The sequence below is a fragment of the Roseovarius aestuarii genome (genome assembly GCF_019966515.1).
Classification (GTDB): Bacteria; Pseudomonadota; Alphaproteobacteria; order Rhodobacterales; family Rhodobacteraceae; genus Roseovarius; species Roseovarius aestuarii.
In genome coordinates, this window is the sequence record NZ_JAIMIB010000021.1 from 13,990 (window position 1) to 34,400 (window position 20,411).

At 59.1% G+C, this 20,411-nt stretch carries 21 protein-coding genes; 8 read left to right on the forward strand and 13 right to left on the reverse strand.

The genetic code is table 11. The annotated features are described in order from the left end of the window. The first annotated feature begins 1 nt into the window (after position 1). On the forward strand, positions 2 to 1,216 hold the full coding sequence (locus LC334_RS19480; RefSeq protein WP_085802047.1) for a bifunctional alpha/beta hydrolase/OsmC family protein: 1,215 nt from the start codon (positions 2 to 4) through the stop codon (positions 1,214 to 1,216). Positions 1,217 to 1,295: 79 nt separating this feature from the next. Here LC334_RS19480 and LC334_RS19485 read toward each other — a convergent pair whose 3' ends face one another. Together LC334_RS19485 and LC334_RS19490 are read right to left on the reverse strand one after the other, a co-directional pair. Further along, complete coding sequence (locus tag LC334_RS19485; protein WP_085802048.1) at positions 1,296 to 2,045, reverse strand: sulfotransferase family 2 domain-containing protein; 750 nt, start codon at positions 2,043 to 2,045, stop codon at positions 1,296 to 1,298. 209 nt (positions 2,046 to 2,254) lie between these two features. Continuing rightward, entirely contained in the window at positions 2,255 to 2,950 is a 696-nt protein-coding gene (locus LC334_RS19490; RefSeq protein ID WP_085802049.1) for a DUF1223 domain-containing protein, read from the reverse strand. A gap of 218 nt (positions 2,951 to 3,168) precedes the next feature. Here LC334_RS19490 and acnA point away from each other — a divergent pair, with 218 nt between their 5' ends. Beyond that, a complete protein-coding gene (acnA, locus tag LC334_RS19495) occupies positions 3,169 to 5,856 on the forward strand; it encodes an aconitate hydratase AcnA (protein ID WP_085802097.1) in 2,688 nt (895 codons plus the stop codon). A gap of 83 nt (positions 5,857 to 5,939) precedes the next feature. Here the strand turns inward: acnA and LC334_RS23225 are convergent, their stop codons facing one another. Beyond that, positions 5,940 to 6,695, reverse strand: coding sequence for an IclR family transcriptional regulator (locus LC334_RS23225; protein WP_085802050.1), 756 nt, complete (start codon positions 6,693 to 6,695; stop codon positions 5,940 to 5,942). A gap of 259 nt (positions 6,696 to 6,954) precedes the next feature. Between LC334_RS23225 and LC334_RS19505 the strand changes: the two genes are divergently transcribed. From LC334_RS19505 to LC334_RS19520, 4 genes are all read left to right on the forward strand, one after another. Next, the gene (locus LC334_RS19505; RefSeq protein ID WP_085802051.1) at positions 6,955 to 8,118 is read left to right on the forward strand and encodes an iron-containing alcohol dehydrogenase; all 1,164 of its coding nucleotides are present in this window, start codon (positions 6,955 to 6,957) and stop codon (positions 8,116 to 8,118) included. Between the two features lie 73 nt (positions 8,119 to 8,191). Beyond that, entirely contained in the window at positions 8,192 to 9,283 is a 1,092-nt protein-coding gene (locus LC334_RS19510) for a TRAP transporter substrate-binding protein (protein ID WP_085802052.1), read from the forward strand. Between the two features lie 95 nt (positions 9,284 to 9,378). Next, the gene (locus LC334_RS19515; protein ID WP_085802053.1) at positions 9,379 to 9,975 is read left to right on the forward strand and encodes a TRAP transporter small permease subunit; all 597 of its coding nucleotides are present in this window, start codon (positions 9,379 to 9,381) and stop codon (positions 9,973 to 9,975) included. A 1-nt stretch (position 9,976) separates the two neighbouring features. Further along, positions 9,977 to 11,335: a TRAP transporter large permease gene (locus LC334_RS19520; RefSeq protein WP_085802054.1), complete on the forward strand. Its 1,359-nt coding sequence runs from the start codon at positions 9,977 to 9,979 to the stop codon at positions 11,333 to 11,335. A gap of 34 nt (positions 11,336 to 11,369) precedes the next feature. On the opposite strand, the gene LC334_RS19525 is transcribed toward LC334_RS19520, so the two are convergent. After that, positions 11,370 to 11,855 carry a flavodoxin family protein gene (locus LC334_RS19525; protein ID WP_085802055.1) on the reverse strand — a complete coding sequence of 162 codons (486 nt, stop codon included), beginning with the start codon at positions 11,853 to 11,855 and terminating at the stop codon, positions 11,370 to 11,372. Between the two features lie 179 nt (positions 11,856 to 12,034). On the opposite strand from LC334_RS19525, the gene LC334_RS23135 reads away from it, so the two are divergent. Continuing rightward, on the forward strand, positions 12,035 to 12,169 hold the full coding sequence (locus tag LC334_RS23135) for a hypothetical protein (protein WP_263286578.1): 135 nt from the start codon (positions 12,035 to 12,037) through the stop codon (positions 12,167 to 12,169). 48 nt (positions 12,170 to 12,217) lie between these two features. Here the strand turns inward: LC334_RS23135 and LC334_RS19530 are convergent, their stop codons facing one another. From LC334_RS19530 to yajC, 9 genes are all read right to left on the reverse strand, one after another. Next, entirely contained in the window at positions 12,218 to 12,751 is a 534-nt protein-coding gene (locus LC334_RS19530) for a DsbE family thiol:disulfide interchange protein (RefSeq protein ID WP_139836513.1), read from the reverse strand. Beyond that, positions 12,744 to 12,899 (reverse strand): heme exporter protein CcmD, encoded by a 156-nt coding sequence (gene ccmD, locus LC334_RS19535; protein WP_306372165.1) that lies wholly within the window; start codon positions 12,897 to 12,899, stop codon positions 12,744 to 12,746. The genes LC334_RS19530 and ccmD overlap by 8 nt, the downstream gene beginning before the upstream one ends. Then, positions 12,899 to 13,645: a heme ABC transporter permease gene (locus tag LC334_RS19540; RefSeq protein WP_085802057.1), complete on the reverse strand. Its 747-nt coding sequence runs from the start codon at positions 13,643 to 13,645 to the stop codon at positions 12,899 to 12,901. The genes ccmD and LC334_RS19540 overlap by 1 nt, the downstream gene beginning before the upstream one ends. A 13-nt stretch (positions 13,646 to 13,658) precedes the next feature. Beyond that, the gene (gene ccmB, locus LC334_RS19545; RefSeq protein ID WP_085802058.1) at positions 13,659 to 14,315 is read right to left on the reverse strand and encodes a heme exporter protein CcmB; all 657 of its coding nucleotides are present in this window, start codon (positions 14,313 to 14,315) and stop codon (positions 13,659 to 13,661) included. Further along, entirely contained in the window at positions 14,312 to 14,929 is a 618-nt protein-coding gene (gene ccmA / locus LC334_RS19550) for a heme ABC exporter ATP-binding protein CcmA (RefSeq protein ID WP_085802059.1), read from the reverse strand. Before ccmA ends, ccmB begins: the two co-directional genes overlap by 4 nt. Positions 14,930 to 14,992: 63 nt before the next feature. Beyond that, complete coding sequence (locus LC334_RS19555; RefSeq protein ID WP_085802060.1) at positions 14,993 to 15,346, reverse strand: Mth938-like domain-containing protein; 354 nt, start codon at positions 15,344 to 15,346, stop codon at positions 14,993 to 14,995. Positions 15,347 to 15,356: 10 nt separating this feature from the next. Next, positions 15,357 to 16,109 carry a sulfite exporter TauE/SafE family protein gene (locus LC334_RS19560; RefSeq protein WP_085802061.1) on the reverse strand — a complete coding sequence of 251 codons (753 nt, stop codon included), beginning with the start codon at positions 16,107 to 16,109 and terminating at the stop codon, positions 15,357 to 15,359. Continuing rightward, positions 16,102 to 18,735 carry a protein translocase subunit SecD gene (gene secD / locus LC334_RS19565; RefSeq protein ID WP_085802062.1) on the reverse strand — a complete coding sequence of 878 codons (2,634 nt, stop codon included), beginning with the start codon at positions 18,733 to 18,735 and terminating at the stop codon, positions 16,102 to 16,104. The genes LC334_RS19560 and secD overlap by 8 nt, the downstream gene beginning before the upstream one ends. Before the next feature lie 39 nt (positions 18,736 to 18,774). Then, the gene (gene yajC / locus LC334_RS19570) at positions 18,775 to 19,056 is read right to left on the reverse strand and encodes a preprotein translocase subunit YajC (RefSeq protein ID WP_085802063.1); all 282 of its coding nucleotides are present in this window, start codon (positions 19,054 to 19,056) and stop codon (positions 18,775 to 18,777) included. A gap of 203 nt (positions 19,057 to 19,259) precedes the next feature. Between yajC and LC334_RS19575 the strand changes: the two genes are divergently transcribed. Continuing rightward, on the forward strand, positions 19,260 to 20,378 hold the full coding sequence (locus tag LC334_RS19575) for a pentapeptide repeat-containing protein (protein WP_085802064.1): 1,119 nt from the start codon (positions 19,260 to 19,262) through the stop codon (positions 20,376 to 20,378). Positions 20,379 to 20,411: the final 33 nt, after the last annotated feature.

The window sequence follows — 20,411 nt, forward strand, 5'->3', positions numbered from 1 at the left end:
CATGCCGACCGAACGCCTTACCTTTCGCGGCCATGACGGCAGCACCCTTGCCGCCCGGCTTGACCTGCCGGAAGGGCCGCATCTGGCCACTGCGCTCTTTGCTCATTGCTTTACCTGCTCCAAGGACATCCCCGCCGCCCGTCGGATCGCCGCGCGCCTGGCCGGAATGGGCATCGCCGTGCTCAGGTTCGATTTCACCGGTTTGGGCCATTCCGGGGGCGAGTTCGAAAACACCTCGTTTTCGTCGAATGTTCGTGATCTGGTGCTGGCGGCCAGCGCCTTGGGCGACAGGAACATGGCGCCCGACCTGCTGATCGGCCATTCGCTGGGCGGCGCGGCGGTACTGGGCGCTGCCGGCGAGATCGACAGTGTCAAAGGTGTTGTCACCATCGGCGCCCCGTATGATCCGGGCCACGTGACTCATAATTTTGGCGACGCGCTTGAGGCGATCGCGGCCGAGGGCGCCGCAGAGGTTCAACTGGGCGGGCGCGGCATCCGTATCGGCCAGGGCTTTGTCGAGGATGTGAAAGCCGAAAACCTGACCATCAGGATCGCCAGCCTGCACCGCGCCCTGTTGGTACTGCACGCGCCGCGCGACACGACCGTGGGCATCGAAAACGCCGCTGAAATTTTCGGGGCGGCCAAACATCCCAAAAGCTTTGTCACCCTCGACAACGCTGATCATCTGATCACCGATCCGGCAGATGCCGAATACGCCGCCGAAGTGATCGCTGCCTGGGCCACGAAATACCTCAGCCTCAAACGTCCGGCCCCGCCCCCCGGTGCACCCGAAGGCATCGTCTGCGTGTCCGAGGCCGACCCGGACGGCTTTCTGCAGGACATAAATTCAGGGCCGAACCACCACGCTTTGGCAGATGAGCCGCTGGCCTATGGCGGCACCAATCGCGGCATGTCGCCTTACGGATTCCTCACTGCGGGTCTGGGGGCCTGCACGTCGATGACGATCAGGATGTATGCCCGTCGCAAGGGTTGGCCGCTTGAACATGTGCAGGTGGCGGTCAGCCATGACAAGGTGCATGCGCAGGATGCCGAATGCGGCGGCGGCAAGGCTCAGGCGGATACATTCAAACGGGTGATCAAATTGACCGGCGACCTCAGCGACGACCAGCGCGCGAGACTGATGGAGATCGCCGACAAGTGCCCGGTGCACCGCACGCTGGAGCGCAGTTCGACCATCATCACGCAACCGGGCTAAGCTACGGCGTTTCACCAGCCCGCAGCTAATCAGCGTCGAGGCGCTGCCCGGTCTTCGCTAATTATATCCTGCTCTGGCTTCACCCAAATGGTGAAAAAGCCCTGCGCCACAGTCTTAGACGATCTGGCGCTGCATAATGTTGCTTCGCATGGCGATAGAGCGCGACATCCAGCGCGTTTCTCTCTTCCAAAGTCGCCATTTGTTGAGGCGTGAATACCAGCTTTTCCGTTTGATTAACCCCGACCGAGGAATCGAACTTCACTCTCAATATCCGTAGCGCCCGGGCAAAGGTTTCAAGATCATCGCAAAAGCCCAGCAAATCAATGCTGTCCAGCGCTGCAATTGCATAAGCCAGCCTGCGCTCGGGATCGCCAAGCTCGCCACGCATAAGTGTATGGTTGGCGTTTGCCAGGTCCGGGGCGCCGACATCATCCAGGGACCCGCCCAGCAAGCGGGTCATGACGTTATCCGGCACCGGCAACCTCCCCTGGTCAAGCTCTGTGAAGGTCCAATCACGCCTTTCCGGATGCTTTCGGATCATGTGCCGAACATGCGAGGCGGCGCGTTCCACCGGATCACGCATAACTACGACTACCAAAGGGTCTCTAAGCCGGTGACGCAGCGAAAGGTGGTAATGCCCGCGGACCAGCCTGACCGACCGCGCCTTACAGGCCGCAACAAAATCATCAAGTGGCGGATAAGTATTGTTATTCGCCGCCGCCATTTCGCGTCTTGGCAAAATCTTATCGGGCCTGAAAGATGCCTCGAATGCCGCGGCAACGGCGGTGCCTGCGGTCTTGGGTATGTGGCAAAAAAATATTTGTCGCATTGGTTGGATATGCCAAGGATTTCTCCTGCATTTCAACCTGAAAGACACTCTGAGGCGAAGGCATTGTCATGCTTACGGCCTGTCAATCGGGGTGCAACGATCAATCCCGGGGAAAGTCCGGGATCTGGTTCGAAGCATTGCTTGGCAGAAGGGTTTTATGGCAACCGCCCGTAAACCTGCCGACCAAGCGCCAAGCGCAGGCAGGGGGTTTATTTCACTTGCGCGACGGCAGCGACTGGTCCAAGCCCCTGATGCTGCAGCAAGACCACTACCGGCGCATTCCCCTGCACCTGAGCCTGCATCGACAGCGGCTGACGCGTATCCCAATCGCCCAGTGCTCTCAGTTCGGTCACGACATTGGCATAACTCAGGGTGCGCCCGGCATTCTCGCCTCGCTTGATTTCGACGGTCTCGCGGGGCGAGTAGCGAATTAGCTGCACCGTTAGATCGTCCGTGAGTGGTTTTTCGACCGTGCCCCGAATGCTCAGCGTGGTGCCTTGCCGTTCAATATGCAGATTGACATAAGGTTTCGCCGCCTTGTGCTGATTGATCAGCGTCACCACGTCCCGCGGTCGGTTGCCCACCACATGATCCTTGCCGTTAATGATCATTTGCGGCGTGTAGATCATCCTGCGCCCGCCCGAGCTTGCATAGGCGCGCTGACGCTTGGTGTGTTCCGCGCTGCCAAAGCTATCTTTCCAGCCAATATAATCCCAGTAATCCACATGCATCGCCAGCGGAATGACATCATCGCGCGCCGCCAGCTCGTGCAGGAACGCATCAGCGGGCGGGCAGGATGAGCAGCCCTGCGATGTATAAAGTTCGACCACGACAGGTTCGCTCTGGCCCAAGGCCGGGGTGACCAGCATCATCGCAGCAGCGATCAGGGTGGAAATCTTGCGCATGTGTTTCGTCCGGTTGTTTTTCAGTGTGTCGGGAACTTATCTACGGATTAATGCGTTCAAAGACCAATCAAGGTTTCGCGAGACATTAGTGAAACTTGAAATATCTTGAATTGTGTGCAATGGTATACAAATTCTTCACCCTACCTCTTGAACGCACGAACCAAATCGGTCAGAAGCAACGTCAACTACACTATTCTCACCTCGAAAGGATGGCCCGGATGCCTATTGTCGTCGGACAGGATACAGCCAATACCCGTAAAACCCTCAGTGTGAACGGCGCGTCGGTGTCGTATTATTCCATCGCCGCTGCTGAAGCCGCCGGTCTGGGCGATTTCTCGCGCCTGCCCGCGGCATTGAAGGTGGTGCTGGAAAACATGCTGCGGTTCGAGGATGGCAACACCGTCACCACAGACGACATCAAGGCGTTTTCCGAATGGGCCGTGCAGGGCGGCAAGAACCCGCGCGAAATTTCCTATCGTCCGGCCCGCGTGCTGATGCAGGATTTCACCGGCGTGCCTGCGGTGGTCGATCTGGCAGCGATGCGCGATGGCATCGTGGCGCTTGGTGGCGATGCCCAGCAAATCAACCCGCTGAACCCAGTCGATCTGGTGATCGACCACTCGGTCATGATCGACGAATTCGGCAACCCCCGCGCTTTCCAGATGAATGTCGACCGCGAATATGAACGCAACATGGAGCGTTACCAGTTCCTAAAATGGGGTCAGGGTGCGTTCAACAACTTCCGCGTCGTGCCGCCGGGCACCGGCATCTGCCACCAGGTGAACCTGGAATATCTCGCCCAGACCGTCTGGACCGACAAGGACCAGAACGGTGACGAAGTCGCTTATCCCGACACGCTGGTGGGCACCGACAGCCACACCACCATGGTCAACGGCGCCGCAGTGCTGGGCTGGGGCGTCGGCGGGATCGAGGCCGAGGCCGCGATGCTGGGCCAACCGATTTCGATGCTCATTCCCGAGGTCGTGGGGTTCGAACTGACCGGGCAGATGGTCGAAGGCACTACCGGCACCGACCTGGTGCTGAAAGTGGTCGAGATGCTGCGTGAAAAAGGCGTGGTCAGCAAGTTCGTGGAATTCTATGGCAAAGGTCTTGATAATCTGCCGCTCGCCGACCGGGCCACCATCGCCAACATGGCCCCTGAATACGGCGCCACCTGCGGCTTCTTCCCGATTGACGACGAAACCCTGCGCTACCTGCGCAACACCGGCCGCGACAAGCACCGGATTGCTCTGGTCGAAGCCTATGCCAAGGAAAACGGCTTCTGGCGTGATGCCGATTATGCACCGGTCTATACTGACACGCTGCATCTGGATATGGGCACTATCGTGCCGGCCATCTCGGGGCCCAAACGCCCGCAGGACTACGTGGCCCTGACCGATGCGAAATCGGCCTTCAATCGCGAGATGAAGGAAACCTTCGAACGTCCGATGGATAAGGAAGTACCCGTCGCGGGCGAAGATTATACGCTGTCGTCCGGTGACGTGGTCATTGCCTCGATCACCTCCTGTACCAACACCTCGAACCCTTATGTGATGATCGGCGCGGGCCTAGTGGCGCGCAAGGCCGCCGCCCTTGGCCTGAACCGCAAGCCCTGGGTCAAAACCTCGCTGGCACCCGGCAGCCAAGTCGTGTCGCATTACCTTGAGGCCGCGGGACTACAAGAGGACCTCGACAAGATCGGCTTCAACCTCGTCGGCTATGGCTGCACCACCTGCATCGGCAACTCCGGCCCGATCCAGAAGGAACTCAGCGAGGCCATTGCCGAGGGCGATCTGGTCGCGACCTCGGTCCTCTCGGGCAACCGCAACTTCGAAGGGCGGATCAGCCCGGACGTGCGCGCCAACTACCTGGCCTCGCCGCCCCTCGTGGTGGCCTATGCGCTGGCGGGTACAATGGACATCAACCTCGCGTCCGACCCGATTGCACAGACACCCGAGGGCAAGGATGTCTACCTGAAAGACATCTGGCCCTCGACCAAAGAAATCGCCGAACTGGTCGAACAGACCGTCACCCGCGAGGCGTTCCAGTCGAAATATGCTGATGTCTTCAAAGGCGACGACAAGTGGCAGACGGTTGAGACGTCCGAGGGCGAAACCTATGACTGGCCGCCTCAATCTACCTATGTGCAAAACCCGCCTTACTTCCGGAACATGTCGAAAGACCCTGGCGAGATCGCAAATATCGAAAGTGCCCGCGTTCTGGCCCTGCTGGGCGACATGGTCACCACCGATCACATCTCACCTGCCGGGTCGTTCAAGGATACCACACCGGCCGGTCAGTACCTGACCGACCGTCAGGTGCCCGTGCGTGAATTCAACTCCTATGGCAGCCGCCGGGGCAACCACGAGGTGATGATGCGCGGCACCTTTGCGAATATCCGCATCAAGAACGAGATGCTGGACGGGGTCGAAGGCGGTTACACCAAAGGCCCAGATGGCAAACAGACCTCGATTTACGAGGCCGCAATGGCCTATCAGGATCAGGGCACACCGCTGGTCGTCTTTGGCGGCGAACAATACGGTGCAGGCTCCAGCCGCGACTGGGCGGCCAAGGGCACTGCCCTGCTGGGCGTCAAGGCGGTGATCGCCGAGAATTTCGAGCGTATCCACCGATCAAACCTTGTGGGCATGGGCGTCATCCCGTTTGAATTCACAGGCGGCGACACCCGCAAATCACTGGGTCTCACAGGTGAAGAAGAGGTCACCATCCTGGGCCTTGATGACGTCAAACCCCTGCAAGAGACGCCGTGCACGATCAAGATGGCAGACGGGTCGGTGAAAGAGATCACCCTCAAATGCCGCATCGATACGGCAATCGAGATCGACTACATCAAACATGGCGGCGTGCTGCACTATGTCCTGAGAAACCTGGCCAAGGCGGCCTGACACATTCCCACGCTCGAAAACGGCCCCTTCGCGGGGCCGTTTTACCGATGATCGACCTGATGGCAAACCTACAGAATTGGCCTCTATAAGCAGGCTTTCAATTTTTCCGCCGTCGCAAACATAAGCGGTATTTCCTGTTTCAGGTCGTGTATGGATTTGCGTGTGGTAAGCGCATGGGTGGAAAGGCTTGCAATCAGCGTCCCCGACGCGGCGTAGATCGGGACAGCGGCACCGACCATGTCATCAAACCACTCTTCCTTGTCCAGCGCGTATCCCCGATGTCTGATGTCAGCCAATTCGTCGGCAAAGGCACGCGGGTCGGTAATTGTATTGCGGGCCGATGGCTTGTCGGAAATCCGCTCGAATATGCCAAGGGCCGCCTTCGGTTTTAACGTTGACAGATAAAGCTTGCCCGACGCACAGCAATGCAGCGGCAGCGGCGCACCGACTTTCAGGTTCACCTGAAACGGCCAATGAGATTCGAGCCGGTCAAAATAGATCAGCTTGGTGCCATGCGGGATCGACAGGCTGACGGTTTCGTTCAATTGTTCGGACAGGCTGCGCAGCAGCGACCGGCGCTCGGTCACCCCGGGCTCGTATTGCAGGCTATTGAGGATCAGGTCACGAAACCGCTCACCGGGGACGTAGTGGCCAGAGGCGGTGGCGGCGATGAACCGCTCTTCGCTCAGCGCGTCCAACCAGCGGTAGATTGTCGGTGCCGGAATTTCCAATGATTGTGACAGCCGTGAAGCCGTCGCCGCCTCGGGATTCAGGCAGATGGCCTCGATGATTTCAAGAATCCGCCGTGGTGAATTCCGGGATTTTCTTTCTGCAGTCACGCCAAGCCTCGCTGCTTGCTGATCAGTTGGGACGTCCTGTTACAGCCAATTCAAAATTCTACAAGATGTTCTTTTTCGCAACCACACCAACAAGGTAGGCGCGTAAATCGGTGCACGCTACCTGGTCGATGGTGACCCAGTATTTTTCATAAGTCAACTAAATGAGAATTTTTATATCGTTTAGTTGACATAAGTAGAATGATCCCCGTAGGCTTGGTCAACGCCTTGGCAGTTCGTCGCGGTGTCAGGGGGAATTTCAATGACTGTTCGCGTTTGCACGCCAAGATATCTGAACATTGGACGCGGTGCGCTTGGCGGTATTGCCGAAATTCTTGACCGGATGGGCGGCGTCAAAAACCCGCTGATCGTAACCGACAGGTTCATGGTTGACTTTGGCATCACCGGTCAGGTGCAGACATTGCTGCACAAGGCAGGGCTTGCCTCGGGTGTCTTCGATGCGGTGCTGCCGGATCCAACGGATACTGTCGTTCTTGCCGGGGTCGATGCGCTGGAAGCCGGCGGACATGATGCGGTGATCGGGCTGGGCGGCGGCAGCCCGATTGACGCCAGCAAGGCGATTGCGGTGATGGCCAAAGGCAGTCGCAACATTCAGGATTATCGCCCGCCAAAACAGTCCGATACACCCGGCCTGCCGGTGCTGGCGATCCCGACGACGGCCGGGACCGGGTCAGAGGTGACGCATCACGCGGTCATTATCCATGACGCCACGCGCGAAAAAATTTCGTGCCGCGGCGAAGGGTTTGTGCCCACAGCCGCCATTGTCGATTTCGAACTGACCCTGTCAAAGCCCAAACGCCTGATCGCCGACAATGGGCTGGATACGCTGACCCATGCCATCGAAGCCTATGTCAGCCGAAAGGCCACGCTGTTTTCCGACCGGATCGCGCTGGATTGCATGCGGCTGGTGGCCAGCAACCTTGAACCTGCCTACGATGACCCCGAAAACCTGGCCGCGCGCGAAGCGCTGATGCTGGCCGCGACCTTTGGCGGGTTGGCCTTTTCCAATGCGTCGATTGCGCTGGTGCATGCGATGAGCCGACCGCTTGGTAGCCTGTTTCACGTCCCGCACGGGATGAGCAACGCCATGCTGCTGCCGACAGTCACCGCCTTTTCCAAGGAGGCGGCGCAGGCACGTTATGCTCAATGCGCACGGGTGATCGGCATGGCCGAAGAAAACACCCCCGATGCCAAGGCCACTGATATGCTGGTCGAGGGGCTATACGCGATGAATGACCGGCTGGATGTGCCAAGCCTCTCGGGTTTTGGCATCGACCATGCCGCCTATTCCAACGCGGCGGGACAAATGGCGGACGACGCGGTGCGTTCGGGCGCACCGGCGAACAACCCGCGTGTCGGCAGCGTTGAAGAAATAACAGACCTCTTTCATGAGGCATGGGGCTGACGCCCCGCGATCGGGTGTGACTAACGCAGCACCCGACACCTGAAACGACGACAACAATGGAGGAAACGAAAAAATGACAACTCTGACCCAATCCCTGAGCGGGATCGGACGCCGCGCCCTGGGCATTGCCGCATTGTCCGCGCTGTGTGTTGGCGCGCTGGTGCCGACCAAGGCCGATGCCCAAGACAAGATACGCTGGAAAGTGCAGGCCACGTTCAACACCGGCTGGCCCGCCCTTGGCGATCCGATTGCACGGGTATCCGAGACGCTGGATGCCGTCACCGATGGGCGCATCAAGCTGAAAATCTTCGAGCCGGGCAAGATCGTCCCGCCGCTGGAAATCTCACCATCGATCACCAATGGCAACTTGCCCGCGGCGTATAACTATCTGGCCTACGACCAGGGCCGTATCCCGTCGGCAGTCCTGTTCTCGGCCGTCCCCTTCGGGATGGAGCCGTGGGAATATGCTGCATGGTGGTTTGAAGGCGAAGGCCACGGTCTTGCCGAGGAAATCTATCATGCCCAGAACATCCACCCGCTTCTGTGCAGCACGATCGGGCCGGAAACCGCAGGCTGGTATCGCAAACCAATCACCCAGCTGAGCGATCTCGAGGGGCTGAAAATCCGCTTCTCGGGTCTGGGTGGCATGGTGCTCGACCGGATCGGCGCCTCGGCCACATTGATGGCGGGCGGTGAGATTTTTGCCGCGCTCGAAAAGGGTACGCTGGACGCGACCGAATATTCCATGCCGGCGATTGACGAGATTCTGGGCTTCCACAAGATCGCCAAGTTCAATCTCTTCCCGGGCTGGCACCAGCCATCCACGTCGACCCATCTGCTGATCAACCTGGATGAGTGGAACAACCTTTCGGATCCCGACAAGGCGCTCTTTGAGATGGCCTGTACCGCCGCCACGATGCGCGCCATCACCACCGGCGAGGCCCTGCAGGGCGCACAGATCAAGAGCTTCCCGGACAAGGGCGTGACCGCCGCCAAACTGCCTGATGACGTGATCGCGGAACTCAAGCGTGTCACAATGGAAGTCATGACCGAGGAAGCCGCGAAAGACGCGGACTTCGCCCGGGTCTGGGAGTCGCAGAAGGCGTTCCATGCCGATTATCAGATCTGGAAAGAGCTGGGCTATCTGCCCCGCGACTTTGACTGACGTTTCGGGTTAAGGTGAAACAGCGCGGCAGTCCTGTCGGACAAAGGCGACGGGGCTGCCGCATGCGTGTAACCGGATGAAATTGGGGTAAATACATGCAAGACGATCACGAGGACGGGCTTGTTACGGCGATTGACGATCTGCATCACCATGACGATGAGGTCATGCGCGACACCGGCTTCAGCCGCACCATCGACCGGCTGGTCGACCTGATCGGCGAGGCGTTCAGCTGGCTCTGGTTGGTGCTGCTGGCGGTGATCATCGGCAATGTCATTCTGCGCTACGTGTTCAGCCAGGGCATGATCGAGCTGGAAGAGCTGCAATGGTATCTTTACGCCGCTGCTTGGCTGGTGGGCCTGTCGTACACGTTCATCTCGGACGGTCACGTCCGGGTCGATGTGGTGCATGACCGGCTGTCATTGCGCACGCGCATGTGGCTTGAATTTCTCGGGCTGACCCTGCTTTTTCTGCCCTTCGTCCTCTTCGTGATTTACTACTCCATCCCCTTTGTAGAGCTTTCGTGGCAAACCAACGAAACCTCGACATCGGCCAACGGCCTACCCGCGCGTTGGTTGATCAAAGGCTGTCTGCTGTTCAGTTTCCTGCTTTTGCTGTTGGTGGGGGCGGCCCGACTGATCCGTGTGATTGCCACGCTCAGACATGGGCCGGTATCGGCCAACGGAGCGACATGAGATGATCAGCGATCCCGCCCAGTACATGGCCATTGCCCTGTTCGTCAGCTTCGTCACGCTGATCTTCACCGGCTTTCCCGTGGCATGGCTGATGGCCGGGCTGGCGGTTGTCTTTACAGCCATTTCGGTCGTCTCGGACACTTATCTGGATACGTTTTTCGGCGTCGACTGGGGCTATAGCTCGATCGTGGTGGACCGCATCTATGCGGTGATGAACAACTGGGTGCTCGTGGCGCTGCCGATGTTCGTATTCATGGGGATCATGATGGACAAATCCGGCATCGCCGAAGACCTGATGACCGATCTGGCGAAACTCTTCGGCCGGGTCCGCGGCGGGCTGGCGATCACCGTCGTCGTGATCGGGGTTTTGCTGGCGGCCTCGACGGGTATCATCGGTGCTGCGGTGGTGTTGTTGGCGATCCTGGGTATTCCGCTGATGCTCAAGCACAATTACGACGCCTCACTTGCTTGCGGTGTCGTATGTGCGACCGGCACGTTGGGCATTCTTATTCCACCGTCGATCATGCTGGTTCTGATGGCCGACCAGATCCGCGTCTCCGTCGGAGATCTGTTCATGGGCGCAATGCTGCCCGGGCTGATGCTGGGCGGCCTCTACGGTATTTTCATTCTGCTCTACGCCTGGCTGAAACCCGGTGCGGCGCCGGCCCCGAAAGATGCCGAACCTGTCACGCTCGGTCTGTTCCTCAACGTTCTCAAATCCACCATCCCGCCTGCGCTGCTGATCATCGCCGTGCTGGGTAGTATCTTTTTCGGCATCGCCACCCCGACCGAGGCGTCGGGCGTTGGCGCGCTTGGGGCCATGCTGCTGGCGCTGGCGCGCCGCAGGCTTTCCTTCGACGGGTTCCGCGATGTGCTGCGCGGCACGATGCGCACCACCTCGTATATCTTCGCCCTCTTCGTCGGCGCGACCGCCTTCGCGCTGGTCCTGCGCGGGTTCGGCGGTGACGAGTTGATCGAGGATGCGCTCACCGCCCTGCCCTATGGCCCCGACGGCGTGGTCATCGTGATCCTGCTGATCGCCTTCCTGCTGGGCTTTGTGCTGGACTGGATCGAAATCACGCTGATCCTGCTGCCGTTGATCGCGCCGGTCCTCTTGGGTATGGACGTAAACCTTGTGTGGTTCGCCATCCTGTTTGCCGTGACACTGCAAACCTCGTTCATCACGCCGCCCGTAGGTTTTGCGCTTTTTTACATGAAGGGGGTGGCACCCAAAGGGGTGGATACCATGACGATCTATAAGGGCATCATACCTTTCATGATAATCCAGCTAATCGCGGTCAGCCTGATATTCATCTTCCCCAAACTGGCCACGTGGTTGCCCGCCATCGCTTACGGTTAGGATCAAATCGGCAGGGCTATCCCAAGGCAGACAATCAGAAGGCACCCATACTGAGCCCCGCCGCCAGCGCCATCCCAAGCTCGCGGCAACGGGCAAGGTCTTCGTCGGGAATTGTCTTCTCAGCCAGAATCTGCTCGGGCGTCTGCGCATGGGTACAGACGATCAAGGGTTTCTGCACTTCCTTAAGCCGCCAACCCTGCGCGATCCGCGCGATCTGCCGCACGGCATTTTCGCCATCCGACCCGGCACAGACCATCTGGGCATAGGGCCGCCCCTCGATACGCCCCAATACCGGGTAATAGCAGCGGTCAAAAAAATCCTTCATGACGCCCGCAATTGCGGCCAGGTTTTCCGGCGTGCAAAACAGATACCCCGCCGCTGCCAGTAAATCGTCCGGCCCGGCCTGTTCGGCGGTCATCAGCTTGACCACACCTTCCTCGCGCGCCGCCGTGGCCGCTGCTTGGGCCATCTGGCGGCTGCCACCTGTCTTCGAGTGATACACGATCAAAAGTTCCGTCACGCCGCTTCCTTCTTACACCTGCCCATAGTGGCCACACCCCCACCTCATACACAAATGAAAACAAGTTTGGAGTGATTTCCGCCCATGACAAAATTGTGAGCAATTTGCACTATTCTTCCCCTTTGATCCGGCTGCGAAATACCCATCTTGGGGGCAGGCACAACAGGTCAGGCAAGCTCATGCGTACCACTCTCATCACTCTTCAGGTTCTTGCGATTTCCCTCTTTGCCGTTCTGGGCGCACAGGGCAGTACCCACGACAGGCCCGCCTGTCCGGTCAGCGCCGCCGCTGCCGACCGGAATTGTGACCGCTGATCTGATCGAAACGTAGATCCCAAGCGTTATCGTAAAAGCAGGTTCTGGTCAGCGGGCGCTTTCAATGGCCGGGCGGATTTCGTTTTCCAGCGCACGCTGTGTGATCGGCCCGGCGAACCGCAGGACCACATTGCCAGCACCGTCGATAATATAGGTCTCGGGCACGCCATAGACACCCCAGTTGAGCGCCATGCGACCGTTTTCATCGGCTCCCATCCGGGCATAGGGGCTTCCCAGCTCTTCGAGGAATTTCAACGCTTTGGCGGGATCGTCCTTGTAATTCACTCCGTAGATCACCACCCCCTCATCAGCCAACGCCTCAAGGTTCGGATGCTCGACCCGACATGGCCCGCACCAACTCGCCCAATAGTTCACCAGCTTTACGGTACCATCCCGCAAGTCACTGTCCTCAAAGGGTTTCCCCTTACCCAACTGCGTTAAGCTCACCCCAGGTGCGGTTTTTCCGACCAGCGCCGAGGGTAGTGCATCGGCGTTCTCACGCTGCATTCCCACATAGAAAAGCGCCGCGAGTCCGACAAATATCACCGGAGGCAAAACCATCAGAGGCGACACCTTAGCCATGCTTTTTCGCTTTCGTTTCAACTTCCTGAAGTCGCCTCTTGATATGCCGGGCACGAATAAGGCTGATCAGAACCAACCCCAGGATCAGAAGGATCGATACCGCATAGGCCGACAAAACCGTCTCGGCGTATTTCCCCAGCTCAGGCATCATCCCATCCTCTCGCGGGCCAAAAGCGCCCGCATCCGCCGCGCGCGAATTTCCGTACGGGTCCGAAGCAGCACCAAGGCGATGAAAAGTAACACAAACCCGGCGATGCAGATCAGCAGCGGATAGTAGAAAACATCCGCTACATGCTCTTCTTTATCAAGGCTCAGCGACGCGCCTTGATGCAGGCCCTGGTTCCAGAAGTTCACCGCGTACCGGCTGAGAAGCGCGAAAACCGATCCGACAAGACATAAGACGCTGGTCAGATCGGCGGCGGTGTCGTCATTCTCGATCGCCGACCACAAGGCTATATACCCTAGATAAAACAGAAACAGGATGAGGAAAGATGTTAGTCGCGGGTCCCATGCCCAATATGTCCCCCACATCGGCTGGCCCCAGATCGCGCCTGTCAAAAGCGCAATCAGCGTCATCACCAGCCCGACCGGCGCCGCCGCGCGTGCTGCCAGCGCACTGACATGGTGCCTGCGCACCAACCAGATCAACGAGGCCACTAGCATCATCAACCAGGCATTGATCGCCATCAACGCGCTTGGCACATGCAGATAAATGATTTTTACCGTTGATCCCTGCCGGTAATCATCGGGCGTAAAGAAAAAACCCCAGATCAGCCCGGCCACCAGCGCGACGACGGATAGCACCGATACCCAAGGCAGCACCTTGTCGGTGGTCTGGACGAATTTCTTGGGATTGGCATATTCCCAGACCGAGTTCACGGCGCTTCCTTCCATTTCTCTTCGTCTATCATCGCAGGTTGACCCTCAATGCCGCGGCAGAGGCAAAGGGAAGCAGCGCAATGACGCCAAGGGTAATCCCCGCCAACATCAACATCGGCGTGCCATTGTCCAGCCCCGCGACACCACGCCGCGCCACCTCGGCCCCGAAGATCAATGTAGGAACGTAAAGCGGCAAGACCAGCAGGCTCAGCAACAATCCCCCACGTTTCAGCCCCACGGTCAGCGCCGCCCCGAATGTTCCGATCACACTCAATGCGGGCGTACCTAGAATAAGCGACAATATCAGAGGCTTATAGCCGTTGGTGGGAAGGTTCAGCAGCAGGCCGAACACCGGGGCCGCCAGTACCAGTGGCAGCCCTGTCGTCACCCAGTGGGCAAGTGCCTTGACACTTACGATGGCCTCCATCGGCAGGGGCGCCGTGGCCAGCAGATCAAGGCTGCCATCCTCCCAATCAAGGGCAAAGATACGATCCAGCGACAACAGGCAGGCCAACAGCGCGCCAAGCCATAAGATACCCGATGCAATTACCGCCAGAAGGGCGCTTTCCGGGCCAACACCGAACGGCACAAGGGTCACGACAATCAGGAAAAACGCCAACCCGAGGCCAAATCCACCACCCGCCCGCATGGCCAGTTTCAGATCTCGAACCAGCAACGCGATCATAGGAAAACCCCGTCGAAATCATCCGGTTCCGGGGCTTTGGCGCGAAACGGCGCAAGGTCCAGCGTGCTGGCCTCCTTGATCCCAAGGTCTATATGAGTTGCCATCAGCGCTGCACCGCCCCGGCTCAGATGTGCACGGATAACTTCAGCAAACATCGCCACGGCATCACTGTCCAGCGACACGGTCGGTTCATCCAGCAACCAGAGCGGACGACCCGTGACAAGCAGCCGGGCAAGGCCCAAGCGCCGCTTCTGACCGGCGGACAGCGCGCCTGCAGGCCGGTCTGCAAGCGATGTAAGTTGAAATGCTGACAGAGCGTCAGAAACATCCTTATTCCCAAAGACATGCGCCCAGAAGCTAAGATTCTCTTCCACGCTCAGCGTCGCTTTCAAACCATCGGCATGGCCAGCATAGACATGATTGTCGACCGCCATCTCAACCCGGCCCGACACCGGCGGCTGCAGCCCTGCGACGGTACGCAACAATGTTGTCTTGCCGATCCCGTTCGGTCCGCGCAGAACCAACGCCTGACCGGGTTCCAGCGCAAAGCAAACGCCCTCGAGTACCTTGATGCCACCGCGGGCCACCGCAAGATCAGAAACAGCTATCCCCATGCTGATGTGCTTAGCGCAATCATTGGCGGTGGAAAAGCGGGATAGGGCTAACCCGGTGCGGGCTCAAACCGGCAGCACCGCTGCCGCAACGCGGCGGCCTTCGGACAGCAGCACGTTGAAGGTACGACAGGCAGAGGGGGAATTCATCACCTCCACCCCGATTTCGGCCTCTTCCAGCCTGGTGCGCAACTCGCCCGGAATATGAGCGGTTTCTGCACCGGTGCCGATAAACATCACATCGACCTCGCTCGCCATTGCCATCAAGGTCTTGTCATCGTCGTAGCCGCCCCAGCTTTGCGCGCCGGTAGATGTGACGCAGACAGCTCCGTGAAACACCTTCCCTCCAACCCGGAAAAATCCCGGGCCGTAGCCGTCGATCGGCGTGGCTTGCGAAAATGTGATCTCGTTCAACTGCATCTTGTGTTCCCTACGCCCAAAGTGGCAAGCCGCTGACAACCGCCAGACCGATCACCGTATAGGCGCCCGCCCGGAAAAGCCTTTCGTGCCGTGGGTCGAACAGCGCCTGTCCGATCATCGTGGTGATAAAATAGGGCACAGCAAGCGTGATCGCCAGCGCAACCTCGGCCAGCCCCAGTGATCCGCGCAACAGCAGGTTGGCTGCAATCACCACGTCCAACGCCGCCAGGAACAGGATCGTGTTGGCCCGAATGCGCTGTGCCGCGGACTGGCCTGCAAGATAAAACAGGACGATGATGGGCCCTGTCAGCCCGGTCATGCCCCCAACGACCCCGGCAGCCGCCCCGATCAGCAACAGCCCGACGCGGTTGATCTGTCCGGAAAACCGCCAGCCTGTGACCAACAACAGAAAAGTAGACCCCACGATGACCGCAACGAACCAGCGCACGGTCAGTTGATCCAGCAAAACCAACAGCCACAGACCCAACGGTACGGTCAGCATGGCAGCGAATGCCAGCAGTCCCACCTCGGCCCGTGCGGCCTGGCGCCATGCGCGCGGAATCAGTGCGGCATTGCTGGCGATACCGGTCAAAACCATCACAGCGACCACGGTTGCGGGGGGCAGGAATATACCTGCGATCGGCACAAAGATCATAGCCGTGCCAAAGCCGGTAAAGCCGCGCACAAGCCCAGCCAACCCAATGGTAAGCATCAGCCAGACGAGGCCGGGCGTGGCCCAGACCTGCGTCAGGATATCAGGCATCTACATTGGCAAACTGATTGCCGGCATTGGCATCCGGCTTACTCCAGTCGCGTTTCACGCCCAGCCACAGAAGGATGGTGCTGGCCACGAATACCGACGAATACGTCCCGACGATCACGCCCCAGATCATGGCAAAGACAAAACCACGGATCACGTCACCCCCCAGCACGTAAAGTGCCAGAAGCGCCAGTAGGGTCGTGACCGAGGTCATTACCGTCCGGCTAAGCGTTTCGTTGATCGAGATGTTCAGCACCTCAGATAGCGGGATCTTCTTGTATTTACGCAGATTTTCCCTGACACGGTCGAACACCACCACCGTGTCGTTCAGTGAATAACCGACAATGGTCAGCAACGCCGCGATGATGGCCAGATCGAACTGAATTTGCAGCTCCGAGAACACACCTATGGTTAGCACCACATCGTGCACCAGCGCCGCCACCGCACCCACAGCAAACTGCCATTCGAACCGGAGCCAGATATAGATCAGAACCGCCCCGATCGCGAGGCTGACAGCGATAACGGCGGCTGTAATCAGCTCCCCTGACACCTTGGGCCCGACACTTTCGACAGACGTGAATTTCAGGTCCGGAACCGTTTGCTGCAGCACCTCTTCAACGGCAAGTATCACCTCATTTGAAACGCTTTCCTGCCCCTCTTGCGCCTGCACGCGGATCATCGCGACGTTCTGATCCGGTCCAAAGGTCGGGTCGAACACTTCGGCGATCGAGACATCGCCCAAATCCAACTGCCCGATAGCATCCCGATACTGTCCGACATCAATCGGCTGCGCGCTCTCGGTGCGGATGGTTGTCCCGCCCCGGAAATCGATACCGAAGTTGAGGCCCTGCACCACAAACGACCCAAAAGCGATCACGATCAGAAACGCGGAGATACCCAGCGATACACGCCAGCGGCGGAAGAAATCCCACTTGGTTTCCTGAGGGACAAGCCGCAATGCCCGGCCCTGAAGGACCGTCTTGGGGCGTCTGCGTTCGTACCAGATGATCGCCATCAGCCGGGTTACGAAGATCGCGGTGAAGACCGAGGTGATGATCCCTAGCCCCAGGGTGATCGCAAAGCCGCGCACCGGGCCAGAGCCCATCGCGTAAAGGATCAGCGCGGTGATGAAGGTGGTGATATTGGCGTCCGTAATGGCGCTCAGCGCCTTTTCGTAGCCCAACTCAATGGCGCGGGCGGGGCCGCGGGCTGTTTTCATCTCTTCCTTGATACGCTCGAACACCAGCACATTTGCATCCACCGCCATACCGATGGTCAGCACGATCCCGGCAATCCCCGGCAGCGTCAGCGTCGCCCCGATACTGCTGAGCAGGCCAAAGATCAGCCCCACGTTGATGATCAGCGCGATATTGGCAAAAATCCCGAACGTGCCGTAGCTGAGGAACATGAAGACCAGCACCAGAACAAAGGCGACGATACAGGCGATCTTGCCCGCTTCGATACTGTCCGCCCCCAGTTCGGGTCCGATGGTGCGCTCTTCGAGGAATTCCAGACCTGCCGGCAGCGCGCCTGCACGCAGGAGGACCGCCAGATTGGTCGATTCCTCAACCGTGAACCGGCCCGTGATGATGCCCGACCCGCCCGGAATATGGCTCTGGATCACCGGCGCGCTGATTACCTCGCCGTCCAGCACGATGGCGAAGGGGTTGCCGATGTTTTCAGCCGTGTAGTCGCCGAACTTGCGCGCGCCGGTCGGGTTGAAGCGGAACGAGACAGCGGGCCGTCCGTTCTGGTCGAAATCGGGCTGTGCATCGACCAGTTCCTCACCGGTCACGACGGCGGCTTTTTCGAGGATGTAGAACGTGCCTTCCTCGTCCAGTGACGGCAGCAGTTCGTTGCTGGCGCCGGGGCTTTCATTGGCATTTGTGGTGCGGCTGACCACCGGTTGGAAGGTGAGTTGCGCGGTCGTTCCGATGATGTCTTTCAACTCGGCCGCGCTGCCGATCCCAGGCACCTGAATCAGGATACGGTCCGCCCCCTGCCGCTGGATCGTGGGTTCCCGGGTGCCGACCTCGTCGATCCGTCTGCGAATGATTTCAAGCGCTTGCCGCACGGTGCGTTCATCCGTCGCCTGTTGTTCGGCCTCGCTGAGACGCACAATGATCTGATCGCCCTCGGTGGTCACGTCTATGTCGCTGGCACCCACCCCTGTCAGTGTAGTAACCGGACGCGCAAGACCGCGCACAAGGGTGGCCGCCTCGTCAACCATCTCCGGTTTTTCGACAAGACGAACGCGGAGTTCGGGCGCGTCGGTGGGTTGCAGGCGGATGGGGCCAATTGTGGCGCGTTCCTGACGCAGCAGGTCGCGCACTTCGGGCCACATGCCTTCGACCCGCGCCTGATACACATCCGCGACCTGCACCTCGGCCAGCAAATGCGCACCGCCACGCAGATCAAGCCCCAGATTGACCAGGCCCGAGGGCATCCAATCGGGCCAGGCATTTGCCGCTTCGGTCAGCTCGGCACTTTCCTGACCAGCCTCGATCGCAGTCTGCGCGTCGTTATGGGTTTCAACCCGGCTGTAGAATCCGTTTGGCAGGGCCAGCAACAAACCCAGAGCGACAACGCCCCAGATCACGATGCGCTTCCACAGGCTGATTTGAAGCATTGCTATGCCTTTTCAACGGGTTGAATTGTAATGTTCAGCTTAACTATCAGCCGGTTCAGTCTTGGAGAGGACCTGCGCAATCGTGGATTTGACCTGCCGCACCTTGACGCCCGAGGCGATCTCGATCTCGACCTCGTCGGCATCTTTGACCTTGGTAATCTTGCCGATCATCCCGCCCTGCGTGATCACCTGATCGCCCTTGCGCACCGCATCGACCATCGCCTTGTGTTCCTTCATCTTCTTCTGCTGCGGACGGATCAGCAGGAACCACATGATGGCAAAGATCAGGATGAGGGGGATGAATTGTCCTATGGATTCCATACGCGTTTTCCTTCGAGTCAGAGAACGGGGCGGCCCCCGCGAATTTTGGCGGAACCTATGTCCGGAACCGCCCTTTTGCAAGGCGAGAAACCCACGTCGGTATTCTGTCGGTATTACGTCGGTATTTTTTCCCGACGTGCGTTTCGCAGATTTCGCGGTATGGTTGCCGGGGAGGAATGAATTTGACGTAAGGCATTTTCAGGATGGAAACATTTTACGAGTTGGCAGCGGACCCGCTTTTCTGGAAACTCGCGATACCTGCGCTTGCAGTTGCCATTCTGCTGGCGCTCATCTGGCGCGGAAGCGTGAAAGGATCAGCCGCCGCTCTTACCCTTGCCGGTGAGCGAATGGGCCTTGGCAACCTGCCCCCTGCCCTGATCGGTTTTGCATTTCTTACCTGGGGCGTCTTTGCGCTGATGCTGCTGATCGGCCTCTATTCTCTGATCTGGGAGGTGATCTGGCACGCAGCCATCCCCGAGAGCGAGAAGGACAGGTTGTGGAACTGGCGCTTTCTTCTGGCGCAACTAGCGGCATTGGCGACGGTGCTGGGGGCTGTCATCGCCCTGCCTGTTTCGTTGAATCGCCTGTTCCTGGCACGTCGGCAAACCGAGACCGCCGAAAACCAGTTGTTCAACAACAAGCTGAACAGGGCGACTACCGATCTGGCGGCGCGCCATCAGGTCACGCGTGAAATCGGACGCGGCCAACAAAAGCGAATCCTGACGGAGTGGCAGGACGATCTGCTGACCCGGGCCGCCGCAATCGACCGGCTGGAAGGTCTGGTACATGAACGCGAAGAAGAGGCGCCACGTATCGCACGAACACTAAGCCTTTATGTGCGCGAGTTGACGCGCATATATGCACCGGAAACAGCGCCGAAAGATGCCTCTGCCGCAGAATTGCGCGCGTGGGCACGAGGGATACAGCCGGTCAGACCCGATATGGAAAGCGCAGCCCAAAGCCTTGGGCAGTTGCAATCGCCTCAAATGCCAGAGGCAGAGCCCGTGAAGATCGACCTGCGGCACGCCAACCTTCAGGGTTTCAATCTGAATTCACTCCGCCTCAGGAACGCTCAACTGACAGGGGCCGCGCTGAGGTTGGTGGATTTTACCAATATACCACAGATCGCGGATCATCTGGGCGATGTGTTCGGCGATGGCACGGTCATTCTGCCGGGCGGGCATGCGCCGGATCATGCGGACTGGCCTGCGCATTGGCCGAAAGAGGAACTCTCCCATGGTGACTTCATGGAGAAGTGGCGGGAGTGGCAGGCGGGTCTGGAGGGGTATGAGGCGCCGGAGCCTTCGGTGGGGGACGGGTAAGACCTGACCGGGGAAATGCGTGGGGTGCACCCA

What these genes read in the sequence shown, in the direction of transcription:
- LC334_RS19480 (WP_085802047.1), top strand. Translation starts at nt 2, where the DNA reads ATGCCGACCGAACGCCTTACCTTTCGCGGCCATGACGGCAGCACCCTT.
- LC334_RS19485 (WP_085802048.1), bottom strand. Translation starts at nt 2,045, where the DNA reads ATGCGACAAATATTTTTTTGCCACATACCCAAGACCGCAGGCACCGCC.
- LC334_RS19490 (WP_085802049.1), bottom strand. Translation starts at nt 2,950, where the DNA reads ATGCGCAAGATTTCCACCCTGATCGCTGCTGCGATGATGCTGGTCACC.
- acnA (WP_085802097.1), top strand. Translation starts at nt 3,169, where the DNA reads ATGCCTATTGTCGTCGGACAGGATACAGCCAATACCCGTAAAACCCTC.
- LC334_RS19505 (WP_085802051.1), top strand. Translation starts at nt 6,955, where the DNA reads ATGACTGTTCGCGTTTGCACGCCAAGATATCTGAACATTGGACGCGGT.
- LC334_RS19510 (WP_085802052.1), top strand. Translation starts at nt 8,192, where the DNA reads ATGACAACTCTGACCCAATCCCTGAGCGGGATCGGACGCCGCGCCCTG.
- LC334_RS19515 (WP_085802053.1), top strand. Translation starts at nt 9,379, where the DNA reads ATGCAAGACGATCACGAGGACGGGCTTGTTACGGCGATTGACGATCTG.
- LC334_RS19520 (WP_085802054.1), top strand. Translation starts at nt 9,977, where the DNA reads ATGATCAGCGATCCCGCCCAGTACATGGCCATTGCCCTGTTCGTCAGC.
- LC334_RS23135 (WP_263286578.1), top strand. Translation starts at nt 12,035, where the DNA reads ATGCGTACCACTCTCATCACTCTTCAGGTTCTTGCGATTTCCCTCTTT.
- LC334_RS19530 (WP_139836513.1), bottom strand. Translation starts at nt 12,751, where the DNA reads ATGGCTAAGGTGTCGCCTCTGATGGTTTTGCCTCCGGTGATATTTGTC.
- ccmD (WP_306372165.1), bottom strand. Translation starts at nt 12,899, where the DNA reads ATGCCTGAGCTGGGGAAATACGCCGAGACGGTTTTGTCGGCCTATGCG.
- LC334_RS19540 (WP_085802057.1), bottom strand. Translation starts at nt 13,645, where the DNA reads ATGGAAGGAAGCGCCGTGAACTCGGTCTGGGAATATGCCAATCCCAAG.
- ccmB (WP_085802058.1), bottom strand. Translation starts at nt 14,315, where the DNA reads ATGATCGCGTTGCTGGTTCGAGATCTGAAACTGGCCATGCGGGCGGGT.
- ccmA (WP_085802059.1), bottom strand. Translation starts at nt 14,929, where the DNA reads ATGGGGATAGCTGTTTCTGATCTTGCGGTGGCCCGCGGTGGCATCAAG.
- LC334_RS19555 (WP_085802060.1), bottom strand. Translation starts at nt 15,346, where the DNA reads ATGCAGTTGAACGAGATCACATTTTCGCAAGCCACGCCGATCGACGGC.
- LC334_RS19560 (WP_085802061.1), bottom strand. Translation starts at nt 16,109, where the DNA reads ATGCCTGATATCCTGACGCAGGTCTGGGCCACGCCCGGCCTCGTCTGG.
- secD (WP_085802062.1), bottom strand. Translation starts at nt 18,735, where the DNA reads ATGCTTCAAATCAGCCTGTGGAAGCGCATCGTGATCTGGGGCGTTGTC.
- yajC (WP_085802063.1), bottom strand. Translation starts at nt 19,056, where the DNA reads ATGGAATCCATAGGACAATTCATCCCCCTCATCCTGATCTTTGCCATC.
- LC334_RS19575 (WP_085802064.1), top strand. Translation starts at nt 19,260, where the DNA reads ATGGAAACATTTTACGAGTTGGCAGCGGACCCGCTTTTCTGGAAACTC.